We start from the raw sequence: 23,573 nt of genomic DNA, 5'->3' as shown, positions 1-23,573 counted from the left end.
TAGGCTTTAAAGCCTACTCTTTTTCATTCGAACCCGGAGTGACTTTTCGTGGTAGAAAAGCCCTTCGCTTTTTGCTAGAAGTGCATAGTTTGCGTATTCGCTTTCTTTTTGGGGCAAGATGAAAGAAGACACAGCATAGAAGTCTCGTACCGAAAGCGGAGATGAAAAACGCGCTCCCTGAAGGGTAGGAAGGACGTGGTTTGGTCCGTAGCCGTAATCGCCGAGAGCCACTGGTGCGTACGCGCCGAGGAATATGCTTCCAGCATGTTTCACCTTTTTCAAGTCTTCGAACGGTGAAGCAGTGAGGATTTCAACGTGTTCTGGTGCCAGGGCATTCAGTGCGGCAAAGGCCATGTCCATGTTGTCAACCTGATAAAGGAAAATGGGGACTTTCTTTTCGAACGGGAACGGTGCATTTTGTAATTCTCTTTCCAAGCGCCTTTTGACCGTAAGAAGCACATTTTCGAAGGGAGAAAGAAGGATGCTCAACGACATAGGGTCGTGCTCGGCTTGAGCCAAAAGGTCGAGAGCAATCCATTCTGGTGGAGTGCTTTCGTCAGCCACAATCACTACTTCAGAGGGTCCGGCAAGGAGGTCTGTACCCACCACCCCCTGGAGGAGTTTTTTAGCTGCTGTCACATACACATTTCCTGGTCCTACGATTTTGTCCACCGGTTTGATGGATGCTGTACCAAAGCAGGCGGCAGCTATCGCCTGGGCTCCACCGACCCGGTAAATTTCCTCAATATTGAGGAGGTAACAGGTAGCGAGCAGTTCCTTTTTTAAAGTCCCCTCCGGTGAGGGGGGAGTAAAAATGGCAATCTCGTTGACTCCGGCAATTTGTGCTGGGATCACAGTCATAAGAACCGAAGAGGGATAAGCAAATCGTCCACCTGGAATGTAACAACCCACCCGCTCAATGGGATGTACCACTTCTCCCAGGTATCGATCCTCCTGAGCGAAGAACGTAGAAGACATTTTCTGATTAACGTGGAATTGCTGTATGCTTTCCATGGCTGCCTTCAGTGCTTTTTTGAATCCAGGATGGACCCTCTCCCAGGCTTTTTTCAGTTCGTCTCTGGGGATAGCGAAATCCTGCAATAGACACCCATCAAATTTTCGGGTATAAAGGCACAGAGCTTCGTCCCCTTTTACCTGCACTTCTTCAATGATGGGTAGAACCTCTTTTTCCACCTCTCGCCAGAAAGCAAACACTTCCCGGCGACCGATGTGCAGGTCCTGTTCCAACTGTTCGATGCTGATAATGGGTTTGAGGACAACCTGACTCATGCCCGAATCACTCCTTTGATTTCTTCCACGAAGTTTCTGATTGTTTCTCCTTTGGTTTTGATGCTGATACGGTTTACCACCAGACGCCCTGATACCGGAACGATTTCTTCCATCACCCGGAGGTGATTTTCTCGCAGAGTCTTTCCGGTGGAAACAAGGTCTACGATGGCGTCAGCAAGGCCGATATTGGGGGCAATTTCGATGGAACCGTACAGGAAAATAATATCCCCTATCACTCCTTTTTCTTGCAAATACCGGCGGGTGAAGTTGGGGTATTTGGTGGCAATACGAATCCGTCCCTTCTCCCACAGCGATTCCAGAGTGACCCTTTCTGGAGCAGCTAAGACCATAACACATAGCCCGATTTTAAGGTCCAAAAGTTCGTAGATTTCATTTCCCCGCTCTAAGATAATGTCTTTTCCCACAATTCCAAGGTCGGCCACTCCATATTCCACGTAGGTGGAAACGTCTTTGGGGTGGGTGAGGAGAATCCTCCAGGGAGAGTTTTCTTCTTCGATGACCAGTTTACGGGAATCAAGGGGAAGGGATGGACAGTGAGGCATCCGAAAAAGGAGGTTCAATGCTTCTTCCTTTAATCTTCCGGTTGGGACAGCGATGGTCAATTTGTTCAAGATCTCAGCTCCTTTATGATTTTTTCTATACTCTCCATTTCTGGAATCGAAAACTGGATTGTTTTTACCGGTGAGGTTAAGGTGAATGCTTCGTCTTCGGTTTCTTCCATAACTATTGAGAACCCTTCCTGGCGAAGTTTCTCTGCAACCTCGAAGGCCTTTTTCCCCCACCCGGGGGGATAGGTTAGGCGAATGGGAGAGGTAACTTTTTCTTCCCAACTTTTATATTTCTGCATCGCCTCCACTACCCGTTCGAGAAAGAGAGCAAAACCACAGGATGGAAAGTCTTTTCCAAAAATTTGGAAGAGCTCATCGTACCGTCCTCCTGCCAGGAGTGGGTATCCCAGATGCGGTGAGAACCCTTCCCAGATTACCCCGGTGTAGTAATCAAAATCCCGGATAAGACCAAGGTTCAGAAAAAGGTGTTCCGCCAATCCAAATTCCCGGAGTCGAACAAATATTTGCTTTAAATACTCCATAATGGTGGTCCATTCTGAATCCTGTGACCATTCTTGCCCCTCTAAAAGGATTTCTTCTCTACCCCGCAGGAAGGGAAAACGCAAAAGGAAAGTGGCTGCAGGGTGTTCCTCAAGTTTTTTCTTCTGCCAGAAGTTCTGTAGAGCCACAAAATCTTTTTTCTTGATGAGGTCTTTGGCTATGCTTCGCTCTTCATCAGTCAGGGGGAGTTTTGCCAAAAGGTATCGGAACACACCCACGTGTCCAATATCAACCTGAAAACCATGGATACCCAGCGCTTTGAGAGATGATACAGCCAGGGCGATGACTTCTCCGTCACTTTCGATGGTGTTGGAGCCAATGTGTTCTACCCCAATCTGAGTTAACTCGCTTTCGAAACAAAAAGGTGAAGCGGGGTAACGAAAAATTTTCCCGGCGTAGTAAACTCGCCGGGGGAGGTTTGTTTCTTCCTCTTTGGCAAACATTCGAGCCACAGAGGTCGTGAATTCTGGTCGCAGACACACTAATTTCCCTTCCCGATTCACAAACTGGTACATCCGTTCCCGAATTTCTTCTCCGGTTGTTTGAGCAAAAATTTCGTAGGACTCAACGGTGGGTGGTTCCACCTCTTCATAGCCCCAGCTTTTAAAGAGCTGGCACAACGTTTCCTGAATTTTCCTTCTCAATCGAGCTTCCCGGGGATAGATATCTCGCATTCCCAGAATTGATTCCAATGTTCACCCTTCCTTTCTTTTTCAAGCTATGGCAGATTTTGTTCTTCGACGGTTCCTTCCCATATCGGAGTTCCATTCTCGAAGATAACCACCGTATACATTGGGGATAGAACCACTGGATACCCAACCTCGATGCGAAATCGTCCGAAAGTAAAGGTGTAAGTAGTATACCCAAGGAGCATCGGAGGTGTGGTATTCTGTACGTTCCAGGTGACGTTTTGTGGGACGTCGATTCCCGTATTCCGGGCTTCTTCGATAGCCCAGTCCCTGGCCCTTAAAACACTCACAGGTGTGTTTTCCAAAGTGTTGCACCCTGCTATGCAGAGCATTCCCATCAAAAACGTCACCAAAATTATCGAGGCCAATTTTTTCATCACTGGAACCCTCCTTATAGGTTGTGGCTATAGTATACCATTAGAGAGGGAGTTTAATGAAGCCCAGAAGGAAAAGGAGGATAATGAGAACTGGCTGATGCAGGAGATAAACGGTGAGGGAATGCTTTCCCAGAAAAGAGAGCGCCCGAACCGCTACGGTTGTCTCCCAGTTGGGGAGTGAGAACTGCCGCCGGTATCCCCGGTAAAAGTGTTTTCCAAAAGCAATTCCTAAAAGTATCATGCCCAACCAGGGGAAAAGGGGAAAGTAGTCGATGGTCTTGAAGCCCTGAGGTGCAAATCCCAAAGGGAGAAGAAAAGAGAAAGAGAAAGTTCGGGAAGAGAGGAGTGCTCCACCGAGAAAACAGAGTGCGCTTCCCAGGACTACCGAGGTGTTATCCGGTGCGAGGAGAAAACCATACCCAATAATGACTGAAACCCCGATGCAGTGGAGGATTCCAAATCGCACGTACCACTCGCCTAGGGTAACGTAGGTAAATAGGGTAATCACCATTCCCCAACCCAGAATAGTAAGTCCCCGCTTCAAATATTTGGAAAAAGAGGGTAAGGCCCCTTTCACGAGCAGACGACTGTAGCTTAAAAAAAGCGAAACTCCAGCCACAAAAAGGAAAGTGCTGGCAGTGGCAATCTGGAAACCTTTCCAGAATCCCCGGAATAGCTCAATTTGTAAGGACCCGAATGCATAGAGGTCATAAAGGAGATGGTAAATGACCATAGTGATGACCGCGCAACCACGAAAGAAATCAATTTCCCAGAACCGCATTTCCCTTTCCTCCTTTTACCGTATAGAATACCATTGGAAAGGAGAATCATAAAGAGTGAAAGCTATGGAACACGTGGTCGTTTCGCGCCGAGCTAGAGAAAGAATCTTACGGGGGCATCCTTGGGCTTACCAGGGAGAAGTGGATGGTGAGGAAGGAATGCCCCGTGGTGCGGTGGTAACCATCGTCGATCATCGGGGAAAGGTACTGGGGAAAGGGCACTATAACCCGGGATCTAAAATCGCCTTGCGGATTTTGACCCGTGATCCTGAAGAAGCCATTGATGCTTCTTTTTTTTACCAGCGGATTGGACGAGCCCTGAAGTACCGTGAACGGTATGTGTTTCGAGCGGATACCGATTGCTACCGGCTGGTTTTTGCTGAGGCTGATTTTCTGCCTGGACTCGTCATCGACCAGTTTGGTCCATACCTCGTAGTGCAAGTGCTCACCGCAGGCATGGAAAACCATCGGGAGGTTATCACGGACATCCTGTGGGGTTTTCTCAGACCCAAGGGAATTTACGAACGGAGCGATGTTTCGGTGCGGGAACGGGAAGGATTACCTCTACGCCGGGTATTTATTGGTTCTGCCTTTGAGAATCCGGTAACCGTGCGCGAAAATAGCCTTTTGTTTAAGGTGGACCTTGTCTCTGGGCAGAAAACGGGCTATTTCCTCGATCAGCGTGACAACCGGGCATTTCTGCGACATTTTGTCAAAGGTAAGAGGGTGCTTGATTGTTTTTCCTACGTTGGAGGTTTCAGTCTCCATGCTGCCCTTTTTGGAGCCCGGGAAGTAATCGGGGTGGATATTTCCGAAGAAGCGGTCCGGTATGCCACAGTGAATGCTCACCTGAATGATCTAGGGACGAAAACCCATTTTGAGGTGGCTAATGCCTTTGATTTTTTGCGGGAAATGGACAGAAAAGGGGAACGTTTTGAGGTGGTGATTCTTGATCCTCCAGCCTTCGTAAAGAATCAATCTGCGCTTTCGGGAGCGCTCCGGGGTTACAAGGAAATTAATCTCCGGGCTATGAAAATCCTTTCTCCGGGTGGAATTTTGGTCACTTCTTCCTGTTCACACCACCTTTCTTTAGAACGCTTTCGGAGAGTTCTTGAAGAGGCTTCGCTCGATGTAAAAAGGCGGGTCCGAATCCTTGCTGAGCGCGGACAGGCTCTGGACCATCCCGTTCTTTTGGGGTATGAAGAATCCCAGTATCTCAAATGTCTGGTGGCAGAGGTGGTGTGATTTGAAGTAAGACGATCACTGTGCGAGGGAAACCATTGTGAGTTATTTACAGTTCAAATCAATCCCTCTCATATCATTTTTATTCCAGGACTGGGGAATGGGGTCCTTGGATTGATTGTCTCTGGGTGCTGGAGGAATGGTATCTAATAGATTCATAGGAGTGGATTGTGAAAAATAGAAGAAGCGCTTCTTCAACACAATGGGTGAAGGTTTTTCCAGAAACTATGGTGGAAACAACCTTCATCTGCAGTGCACCTTTCCCTGGTAGTCAGGAGGAAGGAGAACTTGAGGGGCAGTTTACAGACGTAGGGAAATGTTTTAAAATAAATTTAGATTTTTCAAGCATTACTATATTATTGGTAAAAAGGGGGAACATAGATGGCTGGTGTGAATTTAAAAAGTGTTGTAAAGCGTTTTGGAGAAGTTGTGGCAGTCAACAAAGTGACGCTGGACATCCCGGATCAGGAATTCGTGGTTCTGGTTGGGCCTTCAGGGTGTGGAAAAACGACCACCCTGAGGATGATTGCGGGTCTGGAAGAGATTGACGAAGGAGAAATTTATATTGGTGACACCCTGGTTAATGATGTACCTCCCAAAGACCGTGATATTGCCATGGTGTTCCAAAATTATGCGCTGTATCCACATATGGATGTCTATAACAACATGGCCTTTGGATTGAAACTGCGAAAGTTTCCAAAGGATGAAATTGATCGGCGTGTCAAAGAGGCGGCGGAGATTTTGGGTATTCAGGAGCTCTTGAATCGTAAGCCAAAACAGCTTTCAGGCGGTCAGAGGCAAAGGGTGGCGGTGGGAAGAGCAATTGTGCGCCATCCTAAGGTATTCCTGTTTGACGAACCTCTTTCTAACCTGGATGCGAAATTGAGGGTTCAGATGAGGGCAGAGCTAGCAAAATTGCACGATCGGTTGAAGACCACCATGATTTATGTGACCCATGACCAGATCGAAGCCATGACCATGGGAGATCGCATTGTGGTCATGAAGGACGGTATCGTGCAGCAAGTTGGAACCCCTCTAGAGCTGTATAATCGGCCGGTAAACAAATTTGTGGCTGGTTTTATTGGAACCCCCTCCATGAATTTCCTGGATGTCACGCTCAAAAAAGATGAGGATATACTTATTCTGGACGGGGTTTCCTTTAAAATTCGAGTTCCTGCAGAATATCGGTCTGCTCTGGAACCGTATGTTGGTAAGGATGTCACATTTGGCATTCGTCCTCAGGATATCTACGATCTTTCGGTTTCGAAGGATATGCTGAGGGACAATGGCAACATCATTGATGCAGTGGTTGATGTGGTTGAGCCGCTTGGTTCCGAACAGATTGTTTACCTTACCTCTGGACCTCATACCATCGTGGCTGTACTTGATATGCAAACCCATACCGAAGTCGGTGATACCCTCAAAACCGTGGTGGATACCTCCAAAATGCATGTATTTGATGTGAATACAGAAAGGGCGATCATTTAAGTCTTGCTTTGGGCACCTTGCTGAAAAAGGTGCCCTTTTCTTGCTTTATGAATTGCTTTGCGATAAAATATCTTGATTTATCAATATAGTTAAAATAAGGGAGGTATAGGCATGAAGGTTGGCATTAACGGATTTGGAAGGATTGGAAGACTTGTTTTTCGTAGGATACTTGAAGTTGGCGATGTGGATGTCGTGGCTGTAAATGACTTAACCAGTGCGGAAGTGCTCGCCCACCTTTTGAAGTATGACTCCGTGCACGGAACGATTCCCAATGAGGTGAAGGCGACCGAGGATTCCATCCTTGTGGATGGGAAGGTGATTAAAGTCTTGGCTCAGAAAGACCCGGCACAGCTTCCCTGGAAGGATTTGGGTGTAGATCTGGTCATTGAGTCCACTGGGAAGTTTCGAGATCGAGAGAAGGCCTCTTTGCATCTTCAAGCGGGGGCTAAGAAGGTCATTATCACGGCGCCGGCAAAAGGTCAGGATATAACCATCGTTATGGGAGTTAACGAGAAGATGTATGATAAGAACAATCATCACATCGTTTCTAACGCTTCCTGCACCACCAACTGCCTCGCTCCCATTGTCAAGGTTCTCCATGAAAATTTCAATATCCAGAGGGGTTTCATGACCACCATTCATGCATATACCAACGACCAGGTCATTCTGGATTTTCCTCATAAGGACCTACGTCGGGCCAGGGCAGCAGCGATGTCTATGATTCCCACCAGTACTGGTGCCGCTTCGGCCATTGGTGAAGTAGTCCCTGAGCTTAAAGGGAAGCTGGATGGAATAGCGATTCGTGTGCCGACCCCTGATGTTTCCGTGGTCGATTTTACTGCAGTGGTTGAAAAAGAACCAACCAAAGAAGAAGTGAACGCTGCGTTTAAGAAAGCAGCCGAAGGTGAAATGAAAGGGATTTTGGCTTACTGTGAGGCACCTTTGGTCTCGATGGACTTCCTCCATGACGCTCATTCATCCATCGTTGATGCTCAATTGACCAATGTGAAAGGAAATCTCGTGAAAGTGTTCTCCTGGTATGACAATGAATGGGGGTACTCCTGCCGAGTGGTTGATTTAGCAAAGTATGTCATGGCATGAAGAGGAGTTTGTGGGAATGACTCGTGCCCTTATTGCTGCTGGAAACTGGAAAATGAATAAGACTTCTCAGGAGGCCTCGGCGTACGCCGAGGCCTTCCTTAACCGTGTGGGGCATTTTCGCCAGGTGGAAATCATTATTTGTCCGCCCTTTACCTCTTTACCTTTGCTTTCTCAGAAGTTGGTTGCTTCTCCAGTGAAGTTAGGGGCCCAAAATATGCATTGGGAAACCAAAGGGGCTTTCACCGGGGAGATTGCTCCGGCTATGATTAAGGAGTTCCGTTGTGATTATGTTATTTTGGGGCACTCGGAGAGGAGACATATTTTCCGTGAAACTTCCCAGGAAGTCGGACAGAAGGTTCAAACGGCTCTCAATTGGGGTATTGTTCCCATTCTCTGTGTGGGAGAGACCCTGGAAGAAAGAGAGAACGGCAAAACCGAATCTGTGGTGGCAGAACAGCTTCTCCAAGGTGTAGATGCCGTACCCCTTGATAAGGCATGGCACCTGGTGATTGCATATGAGCCGGTTTGGGCAATCGGTACCGGAAGGGCAGCGACTCCCTCTGACGCGGAAGAGGTTATTGGTTTTATTCGTGAAAAGTTGGGCCAAAAGTTTAACCGAGATGTGGCCCAGAAAATTCGAATTCTTTATGGTGGGAGTGTTACCCCGGAAAATGTGTTTGAGTTTGTGGTCAAGTCTGAGATCGATGGTACCCTGGTGGGAGGGGCAAGTCTGGATCCGGATAAGTTCTGGAAGATCGTAGAGGAAACATATCGAGCTTCGCAGAATAAGTAAAGGAGCGTTTTTTATGGAAGCATGGATGATTGTGCAAATAACGATTTCTGTTGCCTTGATTTTTGCAGTAATCCTTCAACCCCGTAAGTCTGGGGTTGGGGGAGGGATATTTGGAGGGATGACTTTAGCGAATCGAAGTAGTAAATTTAAGAATTTACCGCTTTTGAGTAAATTAACGGTCATCCTGGGAACAGCGTTAATGGTCTGTTCTCTGCTTTTTGCTTTTCTGGTTGCTCGGATGTAACCGGGTGGGGTAGAAACCGTGAACCGAAGCTGGATATCTTCGTTGCAGGAAGTTGACGCGATTCGAGTGGATTCAGAACGGAAATTTTTTTCTGCTACTCACGAGGAGATCCTGAAGGGATATACCACCGATATCTATTTTGTGAGCGCTCAGGAAGTTTTGCGTCATCTCAAATTAGAGGATACGGTGGTGGTGGCAGAAATATTTCCTCGGCAAGCTGGTATTCTCTGTGGAGTGGAGGAGGTACTGCATCTACTTTCCGAAAACGCAGTGGAGGTGTGGAGCTTAGAAGAAGGGGAAAAATTTGAGCCAAAGGAGGTGGTCATGAGGATTAAAGGTCCGTATTCCCAGTTTGGGATTTTTGAAACCCCCCTGCTGGGGATTCTTGCTCACAGTTCAGGATGGGCAACTGCAGCGTGGGAGTGTAAACAAGCTGCTCAAAACAAAACGGTGATTTCTTTTGGGGCGCGACACGTTCATCCTGCGGTGGCTCCGGTGATGGAAAGAGCCGCCATGGTTGGAGGTGCCGATGGTGCAGCCTGCATCCTTGGGGCCAAACTCGCCGGCAAAGAGCCCGGAGGGACCATGCCCCATGCGGTGATTCTGATTGTCGGAGACACCGTAGTGACGGGTAAAGCCTTTGTGGAGGTAATTCCCAAGAAATTTTCCCGTGTCGTACTGGTCGATACCTTCAAGGACGAAGCCGAGGAAGCTCTTCGGGTAGCACAGTTTTTGAAAAACGACCTCGACGGCGTGCGGTTGGATACACCTGACGAACGTGGAGGCGTGACGCCTGCTCTGGTTGAGGAAGTGAGGGAACGATTGAGACAAGCCGGTTTTGAAGGAGTAAAAATTGTGGTTTCAGGAGGGCTCAATCCCGAAAGAATAGCCCTCATGCATGATAAGGTGGATATTTTTGGGGTGGGAAGCTATATTAGCGGTCATCCTCCTATTGACATGACCATGGATATCAAAGAAGTAGCAGGCCAGAAGGTAGCCAAAAGAGGGAGGATTCCGGGAATAATTTCCAACCCCAGGCTTAAAAGAATGAAATAGGGGTGGGAGGTGGAAATGATGAAAAGATTTGCTTTGTGGTTCATTGTGGTTTTTCTGTGCTTTATTATTGGAGGGGTTGCTTTTGCGGAAGTGAAAAATCCAGATACATATATCTATTTGAGTATCAGCGAGCCCGATACACTTGATCCTCATTTTGCCTATGACACCGCCAGTGGGGAAATCATTAACTTTGTCTACGAGAACCTCATTGCATATAAAGGGGAAAGCGTTTCAGAATTTGTGCCGCGTCTTGCTATGGAAGTACCTTCGGCTGAAAATGATCTCATCAAGGATGATGGCAAAACTTACGTGTTCCCCATTCGGAAGGGTATTAAGTTCCATAATGGTAACGATCTCACCCCCGAAGATGTGGAGTACAGTTTCGAAAGAGGAATCCTTTTTGACCCCTCTGCGGGGCCGATGTGGATGCTCATTGAAGCATTATTTAATTATGGAACCTTGGAAGATTTTGTGGCTGATAAACTGGGGATGAACTGGGAAGATATGTTTAACGAGGATGGAAGTTTGAAAAGCGAAGAATACGCGCAAAAACTGGTTGATTTCTATAACCAGTATGTGGATCCAGCCATCGAGGTCGAGGGAGATAGTGTAGTCTTTCGCCTTGTGCGCCCCTTTGCGCCGTTCCTGAGTATTCTTGCCCAGAACGCAAACTGGAGTGCTATCCTCGATAAAGAGACTTCAATCTCTATGGGACTCTGGGATGGGAAGGCGGAGGACTGGTGGAAGTATCACAATTTAAAGAAAGAAGAAAGCCCACTGTACCAGCAGGCGATTGGAACCGGTCCGTTCAGGTTTGTTGAGTGGGACAGGACACAACAAAAAATAACTCTGGTGCGAAATGAAGAGTATTGGGGTGAAAAATCAAAATTGGCCAAGGTGATTATCTGGGGAATCGATGAATGGAGTACCCGTCGAGCCATGCTTGAAGCTGGTGATGCAGACCAGATTTATGCACCCCTTCAGTACTATGACCAGATAAAGGAAATGCCTGGAGTTAAGGTCGAAAAAGGGTCTCGGCTTACGGTTACCACCATGCATTTTAACTGGACCGTGAGTAAAGACAGTAAATATCTGGGTAGTGGACAACTTGACGGTGAAGGGATTCCTCCTGATTTCTTCAGCGACATTCACATGAGAAAGGCATTTTGCTATGCTTTTGATTATGATACCTTCATCCAGGAGGTGTTGAAAGGTTTTGGTCGGCGGATTCCCTCGGTTATCCCGAAGGGGCTCCTGGGGTACAACGAAAGTCTCCCCATGTATTTCTTTGACCTGGAAAAGGCTAAGGAGGAGTTCCAGCAGGCCTGGGGAGGGCAGGTCTGGGAAAAGGGATTTAAGCTGACTTTACTCTATAATACCGGTAACGAAGCCCGACAAACTGCCTGTGAGATGCTTAAAGAGAACATCGAGTCGTTGAACCCCAAGTTTAAGATTGAGGTTCAGGGTGTGCAGTGGCCCACCTACCTCGATGCTTACAAGCAGGGGCAGCTTCCCGCTTTTGTCATCGGATGGTTAGCTGATTACCCTGACCCTCACAATTTCATCTTTACCTATTATCACAGTGGGGGTGTGTATGGTGGTTCTCAGGGACAGGCCTTTATTGATTTTGCTCAGGCCAACCTCAACAAGCTCATTGAAGAAGCTATTGCGGAAACCAATCCAGAAGAAAGAGCCAAAAAATATGAAGAAATTCAGAAGATCGCTTATGAAAATGCTCTGGGGATCCCCTTTTATCAGCCCGAGGAAATTTTTGTTATGCGTACCTGGGTAAAGGGATGGTTTTTGAATCCCATGAGACCGGGAGAGGTTAATTACGATACCATCTGGAAGGAAGAATAAACTATTGAAAGCGGGAGGAAGGTTTTTCCTCCCGCTTTGGAGGTTCAAGGCGTTGTGATTTTTTACATCCTGAGGCGTCTTTTATTTTTGCCCCTGGCTTTGTTTGGTGTCTCGCTCCTTGTTTTTATCATGATCGGGTTTTTGAGTCCCTATCAGCGTCTGGCAACGTTTATCAACAATCCTGAGCGACTGAAAGGTGAAAACGTTGATAAGTTAATCAGCCAGTATGGCTTAGATGACCCTATCTTTGTCCAGTATTTAAGATGGCTAAAAAACGTTTTTCAAGGGAACCTGGGCTGGTCCTACGTCGGTAAGGGGCCAGTTTTTGAGGTTATTCTGGAACGTTTTCCGTACACTTTGGAGCTAACCATTTTTTCTGTGATCCCTATAATTTTTTTAGGAATTTCCTTAGGTGTAATCTCTGCACTGCACCATAATAAAGTTCTTGACCATGCTTTACGGATTTTTGCCGTGGTGGGGTGGTCATTTCCTGATTTTGTCTTTGGATTGATGGTTCTCATGGTTTTTTACGGTACCTTGGGGTGGTTTCCCCCTGGTAACCTGAGTATATGGGCAGAGACGGTGGTCAAATCTTCGGCTTTTCGACACCTTACCGGGATGCTCACCTTCGATGCACTTTTGAATGGGCGGTTGGATGTTTTGTGGGATGCCTTACGCCATCTCCTGGGGCCAATTCTCACACTAACCTATGTGGAACTTGCGTTTATTCTCCGGATTACTCGTTCCTCGATGTTGGAAGTGCTTCAGAGAGATTATGTTCGCACCGCGAGAGCTAAGGGCTTGAGCGAAGGGGTTGTGATTCGTAAACACGCGCGGAGGAATGCTTTGATTCCCGTGGCCACAGTGAGTGGTCAAACTGTGGTGGGTCTTCTGGCTGGTACCGTGATTGTGGAGACGATTTTCAATCGGACTGGTCTTGGAAGTTTTATGGCCCTGGCCGCGCAGCAACTGGATTATGCTTCCATCATGGGAGGGACGTTATTCTTTGGGCTCGTTTTGATTTTGGGGAATCTCTGTGTTGACCTCTCTTACGCTTTCATCGATCCCAGGGTGAGGTTGGAGTAGGTGAAAAAAGAAACAAAGCGCCTGCTCAAAAAGTTTTTTTCCAACTTTTCTGCCTGTTTGGGTTTTGTGTTGCTGATTTTTTTCTTTATTGTGGCGATGGGAGCACCGTATATTGCTCCGCCAAAATCGACTCGAGATCCCTATATGATGCCCATAGTTACCTGGAGTTCTAATCCTCTTCCTCCTTCCCCGGAGCATCCTTTTGGGGTAGCAGGGAAAAGAGACATTTTTTATGGGGTGGTGTGGGGAACCCGAACTGCCTTTCGCATTGGAATTGTGGTGACGGTGATTTCGACGTTGATTGGCCTTGCAGTGGGTTCGGTAGCAGGGTACTTTGGGAAGATGGTTGATGAAATATTAATGCGTATTACTGATATCTTTATGGCCATTCCTTTTCTGGTTGCGGCTATTGTCCTGGCCACGATCCTGGGAGCTGGCCTTGATAAGGTAATCATTGCCCTCGTTGTGTTTAGCTGGATGTACCCAGCACGTTTGGTGCGAGGAAACATCCTTCAGGTAAAAGAAGAACAGTTTGTCATGGCAGCAAAAGCCTTGGGTGTGAGTGATTTCATGATTATTCTTCGTCATGTTCTTCCTAATAGCATTTTTCCGGTTCTCATCCAGGCATCCATGCGCATGGGGTCTCTGGTGATCACCGCTGCAGCGTTGAGCTTTCTGGGTATCGGGGCGCCACAGGGATATGCTGATTGGGGAGCACTGTTGAATTATGCTCGTAACTGGATGATGGGGAGTCAAGGGGAGGCGTTGCGTTACTGGTATATGACGGTTTTCCCGGGGCTGGCGATGGTTTTGTTTGTTTTGGCCTGGAACCTGGTGGGAGACGCCTTGCGTGATGTTTTTGACCCCCGGCTTAGAATGTAGTGGAGGAGAAAAGGTGTTCCAGGAAAAATTGCTTGAGGTCAGAGATTTACGGGTTTATTTCTACGATGACGAGAAAAGAGAATTAAAAGCGGTTGATGGAGTGAGTTTCAGTGTGGGAAAAGGCGAGACGCTTGCTCTGGTCGGTGAGTCTGGCTGTGGGAAAAGTGTGACTTCTTTAGCTATTTTGCGACTAGTCGATCCCAAGGGAAAGATTAGCGGAGGAGAGATTATTTTCAAAGGTCAAAATCTCTTGCTTTTGCCTGAACCAAAGATGAGGGAAATTCGGGGGAAAGACATCGCCATGATTTTTCAGGAACCCGCATCGGCTTTGAATCCTGTTTACACCGTAGGAGACCAAATTCTGGAAGCCATTATGCTGCACCAGAAACTTTCTCCTGCAAAAGCGAGGGAGGTGGCTTTGGAGATGCTTCGTCTGGTGGGAATCCCAGAACCGGAGAAGAGGCTGGACGAATACCCCCATGAACTGTCTGGGGGTATGAAGCAGAGAGCCATGATTGCCATGGCTCTTTCCTGCCACCCACAGCTTTTGATTGCTGATGAACCCACCACTTCGCTTGATGTCACAATTCAGGCTCAGATTCTGGAATTGATGCGAGAATTACAGAAAAGGCTGGGTATGGCGTTGATTTTGATTACCCATGACCTTGGTATTGTGGCTGACATGGCTGAAAGAGTAGTTGTGATGTATGCAGGAAAGGTGGTTGAAGAAGGAAATCGTTTTGAAATTTTTAAGAATCCGCTTCATCCTTATACGGTGGGTCTCTTGAAATCGATCCCCCGTCTGGATGTGGAACAAAAAAAGCTTGACACCATTCCTGGAGTGGTTCCGGAACCGTCTTCGTTTCCCCTAGGTTGTCGTTTTCGGGGGCGATGTACCTTTGAAACCGGAGCGTGTATCCAGGAACCTCCAAAAGCATCACTCAGTAACACGCATGCCGTCTATTGCCACCACTGGGAAAAGGTTCGAAATGCGATGCCTGAGGTTTTGAAGGAATGTCAGACTCGGTGATTCTTAAGATTGAGAACCTTAAAAAATATTTTCCTATCCGTGCAGGTGTATTTAGGAAGATAATAGCCTGGGTCAAAGCTGTGGATGGGGTAAGTTTTGAAGTCTTAGGTGGTGAGAGCTTGGGGATTGTAGGAGAATCTGGGTGTGGCAAAAGTACCCTAGGTATGACTATCATACGCCTTTATGAGCCGACTGAGGGAAAGATTTTCTTTAATGGGCAGGAGATCTCGTGTCTTCCATCTTCTCGTCTCCGCCCTATCCGAAAAGAGATACAGATGATCTTTCAGGACCCTTTTAGTTCACTGAACCCCCGGATGACTATTGGTGCCATCATCGAAGAAGGAATGGCGGTACACGGGATCAGTTCATCCCAGGAAAGGGCATTGAGGGTGCGGGACATTCTGGAAAGGGTAGGCCTTTCGGGAAATTACCTTCGAAGATACCCTCACGAGTTTTCTGGAGGACAGAGACAACGCATTGGTATCGCTCGGGCTATTATTCTTCATCCTCGCCTTATTATTGCTGATGAGGCCGTTTCTTCGCTGGATGTTTCGATTCGTTCGCAAATTCTTAACCTGATGAGTGAGTTGAAAGAAGAGTATCACCTGACGTATCTTTTCATCTCTCATGATCTGGCGGTGGTTAAGCAAATCTGTGACCGGGTACTGGTCATGTATCTGGGAAAGGTGGTGGAAATTGCTGGAAAAAACGACCTCTTTTCCCGACCGTTACATCCTTACACGGTGGCGCTGGTTTCCGCGGTCCCTGTTCCTGACCCGGATTATAAAGTGGATCGGGTCATCCTGAAGGGAGATGTTCCGAGCCCCATTAAGCCTCCTTCGGGATGTCGTTTTCACCCTCGCTGTCCGGTCGTTCAGGACATTTGCCATGTGGTGGAACCACCCCTGCGAGAGGTTGAGGCAGGGTGCTGGGTTGCCTGTCACTTTCCTGGAAGTCTTCAATTAAAAAGAGTACAATCAGCCAGGGTGAAGTGTTGACGAAAAGCGAGAGAATGTGGTATTTTTTTCTACCGTCTACGGTAAGATAAGGGGGCGATACAGATCGAGGTAAAATACCGCGTTAACCACGAGATCGGAGCGCGGGAGGTGCGGTTGATTTCTCCTGAGGGAAGCCAGATTGGAATTGTTCCATTGAAAAAGGCCTTGCAGATGGCTGAGGAGCTGGGTCTTGATTTAGTTGAGGTTGGTCCAGATGCGAATCCTCCGGTTTGCAAGATTATGGATTATGGGAAGTTCCGTTATGAGAAGGAGAAAAAGGCAAAACTTTCCCGCAAAAAGCAAAAAATTTCGGAGTTAAAAGAATTGAATATTCGACCAAAGATCGATGAACACGATTACCAGGTTAAAATCAAGAATGCACTCCGTTTTTTGAACGACGGTGATCGGGTCAAGATTATCGTCAGGTTCCGGGGACGCGAAGAAGCGTTCAAAGAGAGAGGAAGGGACCTTTTGGGCCGTATCATCGAAGATCTCAAAGAAATCAGTAAGGTGGAGCAAGATATAAAGAGCGAGGGGTCCAGCTTGACAATTACCCTAGCACCCAAAAAATGAGGAGGAATTACCGATGCCAAAAATGAAGACCCATCGGGGAGCTGCGAAGCGCTTTAAAGTTACTGGTTCAGGAAAAGTAAAAAGAGCGCAGGCAGGAAAGAGCCATCTCCTTTCTTCGAAGAAAAGGGATCGGAAAAGGAGATTGCGTCACACAGTCATTGTGCATTCTGCAGAAGAGAAGAGAATCTCAACTCTTCTTCCTTATGCGTAGGGGAAGGTGAATGAGCCATGACCAGAGTAAAAATGAATGTGGCTTCCAGAGAGAGAAGGAAAAAGATTATGAAAATGGCCAAGGGTTATCGTGGTGCCCGTTCTCGCTCTTACAAGAGAGCCAAAGAACAGGTTATGAAATCCCTGGCCTATGCGTACCGGGATCGGAGAAACCGGAAAAGAGATTTTCGCCGGTTGTGGATCGTCAGGATTAACGCGTTCGTGCGGAGTCAAGGAATGACATATAGCCAGTTCATGGGAGCTCTGAAGAAAGCAGGTATTCAGTTAAACCGGAAAGTTTTGGCAAATTTATCCGTTGAGCATCCTGAAGCCCTTTCTGAGCTCCTGAAGGTGGCTGCGGAACAGCGTTAGGATTTTCTGCTTTGGGAAGCGATGCCTCCGGGCATCGCTTTTTTGTTGGGAAAGGTGGTTTGCACGTTGAGTGACAACAAAATGGAGATGCTGGAAAAGTATTTTTCTGATTTTCAGGAAAACTTGGCGAGAGCGGAAACGCTTGATGCGTTGAATCGGATCAAGGGTCAATATCTAGGACGGAAAAGTATGATGGGGGATTTTTTGGCGCAACTCCGAGGTCTTTCGCCGGAAGAAAAAAGAGTATGGGGACAAAAGCTGAACGAGATCAAAAACCGGATGGAAGAAGATTGGAAGAAAAAATACGAGTGGCTGGCCTTTGCAAAAGGGAAATCGTCATCATGTATTGATATTACATTACCTGGAAAAAGGCAATGGGTGGGTTCTTTTCATCCTGTTCTTATTGTCCGAGATCAGATTTTATCGATTTTTCAAAGTCTGGGTTTTCGAATTGAAAGTGGACCGGAGGTTGAGAGTGATTTCTATAATTTTGAAGCACTGAACATTCCTCCAGATCACCCTACCCGTGATGATCAGGATTCTTTTTATCTCTCTCCCGGTTGGCTTTTACGCACTCATACCTCTCCTGGGCAGATACGAGCCATGAAAAAACTGATTCCTCCTTTTAAAGTGGTGGTTCCGGGAAGGTGTTATCGTCGAGATGCTTTTGATGCTACTCATAGTCCCATGTTTCATCAGATCGAAGGGCTGGTGGTGGCTCCTTCTGTGAGCATGGGGGATCTCAAGGGTACGGTGGAAATATTCGTGCGACGCTTTTTTGGTCTTCAGCGGAAAGTTCGTTTTCGGCCCAGTTATTTCCCTTTTACGGAGCCCAGCGCTGAGGTGGATGTCTCATGTGGAGTCTGTCAGGGGAAAGGATGTCGGTCCTGTGGATACAGCGGGTGGTTGGAAATCATGGGGGCAGGTTTGGTGCATCCCCAGGTTTTTGAAAAAGTGGGCTATGACCCTGAAAGGGTTAGGGGTTTTGCTTTTGGTATGGGAGTGGAAAGAATCACCATGTTGAGTTTTGGTATAACTGACATCCGTTGGTTTCTGGAGAACGATGTCAATTTTTTGGAACAATTTAAAGCGTTGCGATAGGAGACAACCATGCGAATTGCCTACTCCATTTTGAAACGGTTTCTCAAAGGGCTTGATCTCCCTCCCCAGGAACTTGCCGCACTCCTCATTGAACAGGGACTGGTGGTGGAAAAAATTCTTCGTGCCGAGGACGTTTTCATCTTTCCCCTCTATGTAGGGACCCTGGAAGAAGCGAGAAAGGGTATGCTCCATTCAGAATGCCTGATAAAGGTGAAGGAAAAGATCGTTCCTGTGAAGGTCAAAAACTGGGGAGTACCTCAAATTGGAAAGAAGGTTCTGGTCTCTGTCCGGGAAGGAACTCCTTCTTTTTCTTTGGTAGCGGGGGAAGAGAAAGAAATCCTTGAATTTCTCATTGTACTTCCTGATGCGTTTCCGGAAGGAGTAGATATTTCCCGTTTTCTCTTTGAGCACGAGGTGATAATGGACCTCGAAATTACACCCAATCGCGGTGATTGCCTCTCGATAGCGGGAATCGCTCGGGATCTCTCGGCAAAACTCGATCTCGACTGGGAGGTACCAGAGATAGAATATCGAGAGACCGAAATTTCCTCTCCGTTGACCTTGCGGGACGAGGATTTTGACCTTTGTCCCTATTATACTGGAAAGTTTATTGCGAACGTTACGGTAAAACCTTCTTCCTGGGATATTGTAAGAGACCTTTACCTTTTGGGGCTTCGGCCTATCAACAATGTGGTTGACATTACCAATCTCGTTATGATGGAAACCGGTCAGCCTCTTCACGCTTTTGATGCTTCTTGTATTACCGATAACTTGGTAGTGGTCCGCCGGGCAAAAGCGGGAGAAAAAATTGTTACCATCGATGGTATCCAGAGATTGCTTTCTGATGGGATGCTGGTTATTGCTGATGGTCGTTCTCCGATAGGCATTGCGGGAATCATGGGGGGACGAAGTACCGAGGTTTCTCCTGCGACAAACGAGGTGTTCTTGGAATCAGCGCTTTTTAATCGGATTTCCGTTCGAAGGACTTCCAGGGCACTCGGCCTACGAACGGAGGCTTCAGCCCGTTTTGAACGCGGGGTTGATCCTCGAGGGGTGCAGTATGCTTCAAAAAGGGTTCTTTCGCTTCTTTCGAAAGAACGAGACGTCCAGATTGCCAGAGAATGGGCCATAGCTGGAGAACCACCCTGTTTTGAAAAAACGGTCCAGGTTTTTCCGGAAAAAATCAACCAGATTTTAAGCTGTCAGGTAGAGACTGAGAGAATGATTCGGATTCTGGAGCGGTTGGGTTTTGTGGTGATAGAACGTACCGACGAGGAATTTACGGTGAGGGTTCCCAGTTTCCGGGCCGATGTGGCCACTATGGTTGACATTGCCGAGGAAATCGGGAGAATCAATGGATATGAGCAGATTCAACTTTCTTCTCCAAGTTTTCCTTTTGACCCTGGAGATCCAGAAAGAAATTATGCGCTCGAACAGAAATTGAGAACCTTTCTGGTTTCTCGAGGTTTAAAGGAGGCTGTGACCCTCTCTTTGGTAGACCCCAAGACGGTGCAGACTTTGGGAATCGTGATTGAACAGCTTGTGGCGGTTAAAAATCCTCTTTCTCAGGACCAGTCTTTTCTCCGTTCACAGATTTTACTTTCTCTTCTGGAAGTTCTTCGCTTAAATTTTGGGAGAGGGCGCAATCACTTCGGTCTTTTCGAAGTGGGAAAAGTTTTTTACCCTTCGGGAAAAGCAGAAAATCCCTGGGGAGAGGAACTCAGGTTAGGAGTAGCGCTCTGCGGAAATCTTTTGCCTCTTCTTTGGTGGAAAGGTGCTCAGGTCGACTTTTTTGTCCTCAAAGGCCTTACGGAAGAGATCCTTGAGGTAATGGGAGTGGACTTGGGAATAGTTCGATTTCTTCCCTGGAATGACATCGTACCTGGCTTTGAAGAAAACGAGGCTTTTGTTCTTAAGTCTTCCCAGGGGAATCTCCTGGGGTGGGGTGGGAAACTGTCTGAAAGAATGCTCTGGGAATTCGATGTCCGGGGAATGTTGTATTATCTGGAACTCAGGTTAGAGGAGGTTTTCGGCCTGGTTGAGGGTGCGATTTCAGCTGTAAGAGGGGCGATCCTCTTTCCTGCCATTGTCAGGGATATTTCGGTTGTAGTGGACAAAGATCTTTCCTGGAATGCGATTGAAGAAAAAGTTCGTGAAGTGATGGCAAAGGAAGCGATGGCGATAGAGGGTGTGGAAATCTTTGATATTTTTGAAGGGAAACCTCTTCCTCAGGATAAAAAGGGATTGTCCTTCCGCTGTGTCTTTCGTTCCTGGGAAAAGACGCTGAATGATGAGGCAGTGGAAGTCTGGATTCAAAAAATCAAAGAGGAGATCAAGAAAATGAGGGGTGTTCATCTCCGGGAGGAATTTGTGCGCTCTTGACCGCGGATTGGTACACCGTTTTTTGTGTGTTTCTGGTTCTCGTGAATGTGGTGCGCAGTGCTATCCGTGGATTCAGCAAAGAATTTTTAAGCTTTGCTGGACTTTTGGTCGGCTTTATCTTGGGATTGAGCTATTATCTTTTGGTGGGCGATTTTATTGGGCGGTTTTTGGGTTGGAATACCTCCTGGATTCTGCATCTGGTTGGTTTTTTAATCATTTTTATTCCCGTCATGGTGCTTTTTTCCTGGGTGGGAATTTTATTCCGTAGGGTTTTCGAGAAACTTGATATTGTATGGGTTGATGCCGTGCTGGGCTTCTTGATGGGAATTGTGAAGGGAATGTTCTGGATTTTAGTCATTACTCTTCTTCTCCTTAATTTTTCTTATCTTCAGTTTCTCAATGGTTATGTGTACCAATCCCGTTTTTATCAGGACCTGACTCTTCCAGTGATTGCCTATTTGCATGACTGGACCATCAGGTTCCCTCAGGCCGGTTTTCTGCGTGCCATTCTGGAAAAGGGTATGGTCAGAGATGATGTTGGCTTGGGAAACCTTGAAGAGTTTTGAGTTTGATAAAGTTCAAGAACGTTTGTCTTCTCTTTTTTCCTGCTTGGCGACCAAAGAGGAACTTTCAGTGTACCCTTCGTTTATTCCTTCGGAAATTACTCGCCTTTTGCGTCATGCTGCAGAATTTCAAGAAATGACCAAATTCGATGGAGACCTCGATTTACGAGGATTACCAGATCTCCGTTCCATTCTGAGAATTCTAAGGATTCCTGGCTCTACGCTCAACGCAGAAAACCTTGTCCAGTTGTGGAGATTTTTTGTGCTCTGTGGAGAGGCTGTGTGTTTTTTTAGGGAAAGGAAAATTGCTGAAAAATACGTTTCTCTGTGGAACGATTATCTGGAAAAGATCAACGATTTTAGTTCTCTTCGTAGGAAAGTAGAAAAAATCATTTCCCCTGAGGGATATATTCTGGATACCGCCAGTGATACGCTCTATCAGTTGCGTCGTAAGATAAAAACTATTGACGAGCGTATTGAAGAAACGTTGAGTGCATTTCTGCAGAGTTCTAAAGTGGGTGCGTTGCTTCAGGAAAAGATGTACACCGTCCGGAAAGATCGTTACGTGGTTCCAGTGAAGATTCAACACCGGCATGCTGTGGACGGCATCGTGGTTGACTACTCTTCCAGTGGTTCTACGGTTTTCATCGAACCGAAAGTGGTTTCTCGCCTTAATAATGAATTGGAGTTGTTGAGGCATCTTGAGCAAGAAGAGATTGCCAAAATTCTCTATCGGATTACTTCGGAACTTAGACCTTTTATTCCCGACATGGATCGTACTTTTTCAAGTTTCATTCATCTTGACCTTTTGCGAGCAAAGGTGAAACTGGGGGAAACCTGGGAGGGGATTGTTCCCCAGGTGGGAGGAGAGGAGCTCATCATTCAGGGAGGGAGGCATCCTCTCTTAGGGGAAAAGGCGGTTCCATTTGATTTGAACCTTTCTCCCACCAAAAAGATTCTCGTGGTCAGTGGTCCCAATGCTGGTGGGAAAACAGTCCTTCTGAAAAGTCTGGCTCTAATTGTTTCGCTCACTTTCTGTGGTATTCCGGCTCCCCTCCAGACTGGTTCTATCATTCCCTTTTATGACGATTTATTTGTGGATATTGGTGACCACCAGGATATCGAGAATGAGCTCAGCACGTTTACGTCCCGGACCCGGAATCTTGCCAAAGCACTTCAGGGAAACTGTTCCAGCGTTCTTTTTCTCATTGATGAACTGGGTGCAGGCACTGATCCGAACGAAGGTACGGCTCTGGCCATCGCCACCTTGAAGTACTTGCAAAAAAAGGGAGCGATGGGTGTGGTCACCACCCATTTGCCGGTCTTGAAGTATCGAGCTTCTCAAGAAGAAGGTATGTCTGTCGCTTCTCTGGCTATCAATCCCGATACCTTTGAACCAACCTACCGACTGGTATTGGGAGAAATAGGGGCGAGTTACGGTATTAAAATTGCCGAGCGGGTGGGTCTTCCGAAAGAAATCATCGATGGCGCGATGCAACTTTTGAGTGCTGAGGAAGTTCGATTAAATGACTTAATTGTTGCTTTGACCCGGGACAAAAGTGTTCTCGCTAAAATGATGGAAGAAAACGTTTTCAAAGCGAAGGAGCTGGAGCAAAGGGAACGAAAAATAAAGGAAAAAATGGAAGACCTTCAGAAAAGAGAAAGGGCGCTCCTCAAAGAGTTTAAGAAGGAACTCGAAGGGTATTTAAACAAAACGAAAGATGAAGTATCTCAAATTGTAGGAAGGTTGAAAAGAGAAAAGCAACTGGACCAGGAAGAATATGAACGGTGGAAGAAGCGAATAGAAGAAGAAAAAGAAAAAGTTCGGGCGATAGAAGAAGCCGTGGCAGAGATACCTTCAAATGTGATGGTGCGTTTTCAAAAAGGAGATGCGGTGCTCGTTGATTTCCTGAATCAAACCGGAACCGTTATTTCGCTGGATGAGCGAAGAAAGAGTGCCTGGGTTAATGTGGCGGGAAGAAAAATAAAAGTCCCTTGGGAATCACTGCATAAAGGAGAAGTTGAGGATGCTGTTTCTCGATCCCCCAATTTTCCTCGCTTTACGACCCCTTCAATCAGGAATGAAATTGAGATACGAGCCCTCACCCGAGACGAAGCCTTGCGAAAGCTTGATCAGTACTTTGACCAGGTGATCCTGGCTGGTTTTACTACTGTGTATGTGATTCACGGTAAAGGAGAAGGGGTTTTGCGGGAACTGACCCACGATTTTTTGAAGAAGCACCCGTGTGTCGAGAGTTTTCGCCTGGGTTATCCCGAAGAAGGGGGACTGGGGGTCACAGTGGTCACCATGAAATCGTGAAAGTATT

Annotated in this window: 23 protein-coding genes; 18 read left to right on the top strand and 5 right to left on the bottom strand. The window is 46.9% G+C overall.

What is annotated here, in order from left to right:
* Window positions 1-6: 6 nt before the first annotated feature.
* Genes hisD through ABDK92_02605 form a run of 5 tightly spaced genes read right to left on the bottom strand, consistent with a single transcriptional unit; the run spans window position 7 to window position 4,267 of the window.
* Window positions 7-1,290 carry a histidinol dehydrogenase gene (hisD, locus tag ABDK92_02625; protein MEN3185518.1) on the bottom strand — a complete coding sequence of 428 codons (1,284 nt, stop codon included), beginning with the start codon at window positions 1,288-1,290 and terminating at the stop codon, window positions 7-9.
* A complete protein-coding gene (hisG, locus tag ABDK92_02620) occupies window positions 1,287-1,925 on the bottom strand; it encodes an ATP phosphoribosyltransferase (GenBank protein ID MEN3185517.1) in 639 nt (212 codons plus the stop codon). The genes hisD and hisG overlap by 4 nt, the downstream gene beginning before the upstream one ends.
* Window positions 1,919-3,112, bottom strand: a complete 1,194-nt coding sequence (hisZ, locus tag ABDK92_02615; GenBank protein ID MEN3185516.1) for an ATP phosphoribosyltransferase regulatory subunit — start codon at window positions 3,110-3,112, stop codon at window positions 1,919-1,921. Before hisZ ends, hisG begins: the two co-directional genes overlap by 7 nt.
* A gap of 26 nt (window positions 3,113-3,138) precedes the next feature.
* Window positions 3,139-3,486: a hypothetical protein gene (locus tag ABDK92_02610; protein ID MEN3185515.1), complete on the bottom strand. Its 348-nt coding sequence runs from the start codon at window positions 3,484-3,486 to the stop codon at window positions 3,139-3,141.
* 40 nt (window positions 3,487-3,526) lie between these two features.
* Window positions 3,527-4,267: a heparan-alpha-glucosaminide N-acetyltransferase gene (locus ABDK92_02605; GenBank protein ID MEN3185514.1), complete on the bottom strand. Its 741-nt coding sequence runs from the start codon at window positions 4,265-4,267 to the stop codon at window positions 3,527-3,529.
* 64 nt (window positions 4,268-4,331) lie between these two features.
* Here ABDK92_02605 and ABDK92_02600 point away from each other — a divergent pair, with 64 nt between their 5' ends.
* From ABDK92_02600 to ABDK92_02515, 18 genes are all read left to right on the top strand, one after another.
* Window positions 4,332-5,510, top strand: a complete 1,179-nt coding sequence (locus ABDK92_02600; GenBank protein ID MEN3185513.1) for a class I SAM-dependent rRNA methyltransferase — start codon at window positions 4,332-4,334, stop codon at window positions 5,508-5,510.
* A gap of 378 nt (window positions 5,511-5,888) precedes the next feature.
* On the top strand, window positions 5,889-6,995 hold the full coding sequence (gene ugpC, locus ABDK92_02595; protein ID MEN3185512.1) for a sn-glycerol-3-phosphate ABC transporter ATP-binding protein UgpC: 1,107 nt from the start codon (window positions 5,889-5,891) through the stop codon (window positions 6,993-6,995).
* Between the two features lie 105 nt (window positions 6,996-7,100).
* Complete coding sequence (gene gap / locus ABDK92_02590) at window positions 7,101-8,096, top strand: type I glyceraldehyde-3-phosphate dehydrogenase (protein MEN3185511.1); 996 nt, start codon at window positions 7,101-7,103, stop codon at window positions 8,094-8,096.
* A 16-nt stretch (window positions 8,097-8,112) separates the two neighbouring features.
* Window positions 8,113-8,889, top strand: coding sequence for a triose-phosphate isomerase (gene tpiA / locus ABDK92_02585; protein MEN3185510.1), 777 nt, complete (start codon window positions 8,113-8,115; stop codon window positions 8,887-8,889).
* Between the two features lie 13 nt (window positions 8,890-8,902).
* Window positions 8,903-9,133: a preprotein translocase subunit SecG gene (gene secG, locus ABDK92_02580; GenBank protein MEN3185509.1), complete on the top strand. Its 231-nt coding sequence runs from the start codon at window positions 8,903-8,905 to the stop codon at window positions 9,131-9,133.
* 18 nt (window positions 9,134-9,151) lie between these two features.
* The gene (locus tag ABDK92_02575; GenBank protein MEN3185508.1) at window positions 9,152-10,189 is read left to right on the top strand and encodes a nicotinate phosphoribosyltransferase; all 1,038 of its coding nucleotides are present in this window, start codon (window positions 9,152-9,154) and stop codon (window positions 10,187-10,189) included.
* A gap of 18 nt (window positions 10,190-10,207) precedes the next feature.
* Entirely contained in the window at window positions 10,208-12,049 is a 1,842-nt protein-coding gene (locus ABDK92_02570) for an ABC transporter substrate-binding protein (protein MEN3185507.1), read from the top strand.
* 54 nt (window positions 12,050-12,103) lie between these two features.
* Window positions 12,104-13,135 carry an ABC transporter permease gene (locus tag ABDK92_02565; GenBank protein ID MEN3185506.1) on the top strand — a complete coding sequence of 344 codons (1,032 nt, stop codon included), beginning with the start codon at window positions 12,104-12,106 and terminating at the stop codon, window positions 13,133-13,135.
* A complete protein-coding gene (locus ABDK92_02560) occupies window positions 13,136-14,017 on the top strand; it encodes an ABC transporter permease (GenBank protein ID MEN3185505.1) in 882 nt (293 codons plus the stop codon).
* Window positions 13,989-15,047, top strand: coding sequence for an ABC transporter ATP-binding protein (locus tag ABDK92_02555; protein ID MEN3185504.1), 1,059 nt, complete (start codon window positions 13,989-13,991; stop codon window positions 15,045-15,047). The genes ABDK92_02560 and ABDK92_02555 overlap by 29 nt, the downstream gene beginning before the upstream one ends.
* Window positions 15,032-16,045: an oligopeptide/dipeptide ABC transporter ATP-binding protein gene (locus ABDK92_02550; protein ID MEN3185503.1), complete on the top strand. Its 1,014-nt coding sequence runs from the start codon at window positions 15,032-15,034 to the stop codon at window positions 16,043-16,045. Before ABDK92_02555 ends, ABDK92_02550 begins: the two co-directional genes overlap by 16 nt.
* Window positions 16,046-16,108: 63 nt before the next feature.
* The gene (gene infC / locus ABDK92_02545; protein ID MEN3185502.1) at window positions 16,109-16,618 is read left to right on the top strand and encodes a translation initiation factor IF-3; all 510 of its coding nucleotides are present in this window, start codon (window positions 16,109-16,111) and stop codon (window positions 16,616-16,618) included.
* A 13-nt stretch (window positions 16,619-16,631) separates the two neighbouring features.
* Window positions 16,632-16,829 (top strand): 50S ribosomal protein L35, encoded by a 198-nt coding sequence (gene rpmI, locus ABDK92_02540; GenBank protein MEN3185501.1) that lies wholly within the window; start codon window positions 16,632-16,634, stop codon window positions 16,827-16,829.
* A 17-nt stretch (window positions 16,830-16,846) separates the two neighbouring features.
* Entirely contained in the window at window positions 16,847-17,200 is a 354-nt protein-coding gene (gene rplT / locus ABDK92_02535) for a 50S ribosomal protein L20 (GenBank protein MEN3185500.1), read from the top strand.
* 87 nt (window positions 17,201-17,287) lie between these two features.
* Window positions 17,288-18,301, top strand: coding sequence for a phenylalanine--tRNA ligase subunit alpha (locus ABDK92_02530; protein MEN3185499.1), 1,014 nt, complete (start codon window positions 17,288-17,290; stop codon window positions 18,299-18,301).
* Between the two features lie 9 nt (window positions 18,302-18,310).
* Window positions 18,311-20,683, top strand: a complete 2,373-nt coding sequence (gene pheT, locus ABDK92_02525; GenBank protein ID MEN3185498.1) for a phenylalanine--tRNA ligase subunit beta — start codon at window positions 18,311-18,313, stop codon at window positions 20,681-20,683.
* Window positions 20,680-21,249: a CvpA family protein gene (locus tag ABDK92_02520; protein MEN3185497.1), complete on the top strand. Its 570-nt coding sequence runs from the start codon at window positions 20,680-20,682 to the stop codon at window positions 21,247-21,249. Before pheT ends, ABDK92_02520 begins: the two co-directional genes overlap by 4 nt.
* The gene (locus ABDK92_02515; protein MEN3185496.1) at window positions 21,215-23,566 is read left to right on the top strand and encodes an endonuclease MutS2; all 2,352 of its coding nucleotides are present in this window, start codon (window positions 21,215-21,217) and stop codon (window positions 23,564-23,566) included. Before ABDK92_02520 ends, ABDK92_02515 begins: the two co-directional genes overlap by 35 nt.
* The last annotated feature ends 7 nt before the right edge of the window (window positions 23,567-23,573 follow it).

The organism is Atribacterota bacterium (assembly GCA_039638595.1).
GTDB classification, from domain to species: Bacteria; Atribacterota; Atribacteria; order Atribacterales; family Caldatribacteriaceae; genus Profundicultor; species Profundicultor thermophilus.
This window is presented reverse-complemented; position numbering and strand designations above follow the sequence as displayed.

Bases quoted from the DNA above. Each gene is read 5' to 3' on its own strand.
- hisD (MEN3185518.1), bottom strand. From the start codon at position 1,290: ATGAGTCAGGTTGTCCTCAAACCCATTATCAGCATCGAACAGTTGGAA.
- ABDK92_02610 (MEN3185515.1), bottom strand. From the start codon at position 3,486: ATGAAAAAATTGGCCTCGATAATTTTGGTGACGTTTTTGATGGGAATG.
- ABDK92_02605 (MEN3185514.1), bottom strand. From the start codon at position 4,267: ATGCGGTTCTGGGAAATTGATTTCTTTCGTGGTTGCGCGGTCATCACT.
- ABDK92_02600 (MEN3185513.1), top strand. From the start codon at position 4,332: ATGGAACACGTGGTCGTTTCGCGCCGAGCTAGAGAAAGAATCTTACGG.
- ugpC (MEN3185512.1), top strand. From the start codon at position 5,889: ATGGCTGGTGTGAATTTAAAAAGTGTTGTAAAGCGTTTTGGAGAAGTT.
- tpiA (MEN3185510.1), top strand. From the start codon at position 8,113: ATGACTCGTGCCCTTATTGCTGCTGGAAACTGGAAAATGAATAAGACT.
- secG (MEN3185509.1), top strand. From the start codon at position 8,903: ATGGAAGCATGGATGATTGTGCAAATAACGATTTCTGTTGCCTTGATT.
- ABDK92_02570 (MEN3185507.1), top strand. From the start codon at position 10,208: ATGAAAAGATTTGCTTTGTGGTTCATTGTGGTTTTTCTGTGCTTTATT.
- ABDK92_02555 (MEN3185504.1), top strand. From the start codon at position 13,989: ATGTTTTTGACCCCCGGCTTAGAATGTAGTGGAGGAGAAAAGGTGTTC.
- ABDK92_02550 (MEN3185503.1), top strand. From the start codon at position 15,032: ATGTCAGACTCGGTGATTCTTAAGATTGAGAACCTTAAAAAATATTTT.
- rpmI (MEN3185501.1), top strand. From the start codon at position 16,632: ATGCCAAAAATGAAGACCCATCGGGGAGCTGCGAAGCGCTTTAAAGTT.
- rplT (MEN3185500.1), top strand. From the start codon at position 16,847: ATGACCAGAGTAAAAATGAATGTGGCTTCCAGAGAGAGAAGGAAAAAG.
- ABDK92_02530 (MEN3185499.1), top strand. From the start codon at position 17,288: ATGCTGGAAAAGTATTTTTCTGATTTTCAGGAAAACTTGGCGAGAGCG.
- pheT (MEN3185498.1), top strand. From the start codon at position 18,311: ATGCGAATTGCCTACTCCATTTTGAAACGGTTTCTCAAAGGGCTTGAT.
- ABDK92_02515 (MEN3185496.1), top strand. From the start codon at position 21,215: ATGATGTTGGCTTGGGAAACCTTGAAGAGTTTTGAGTTTGATAAAGTT.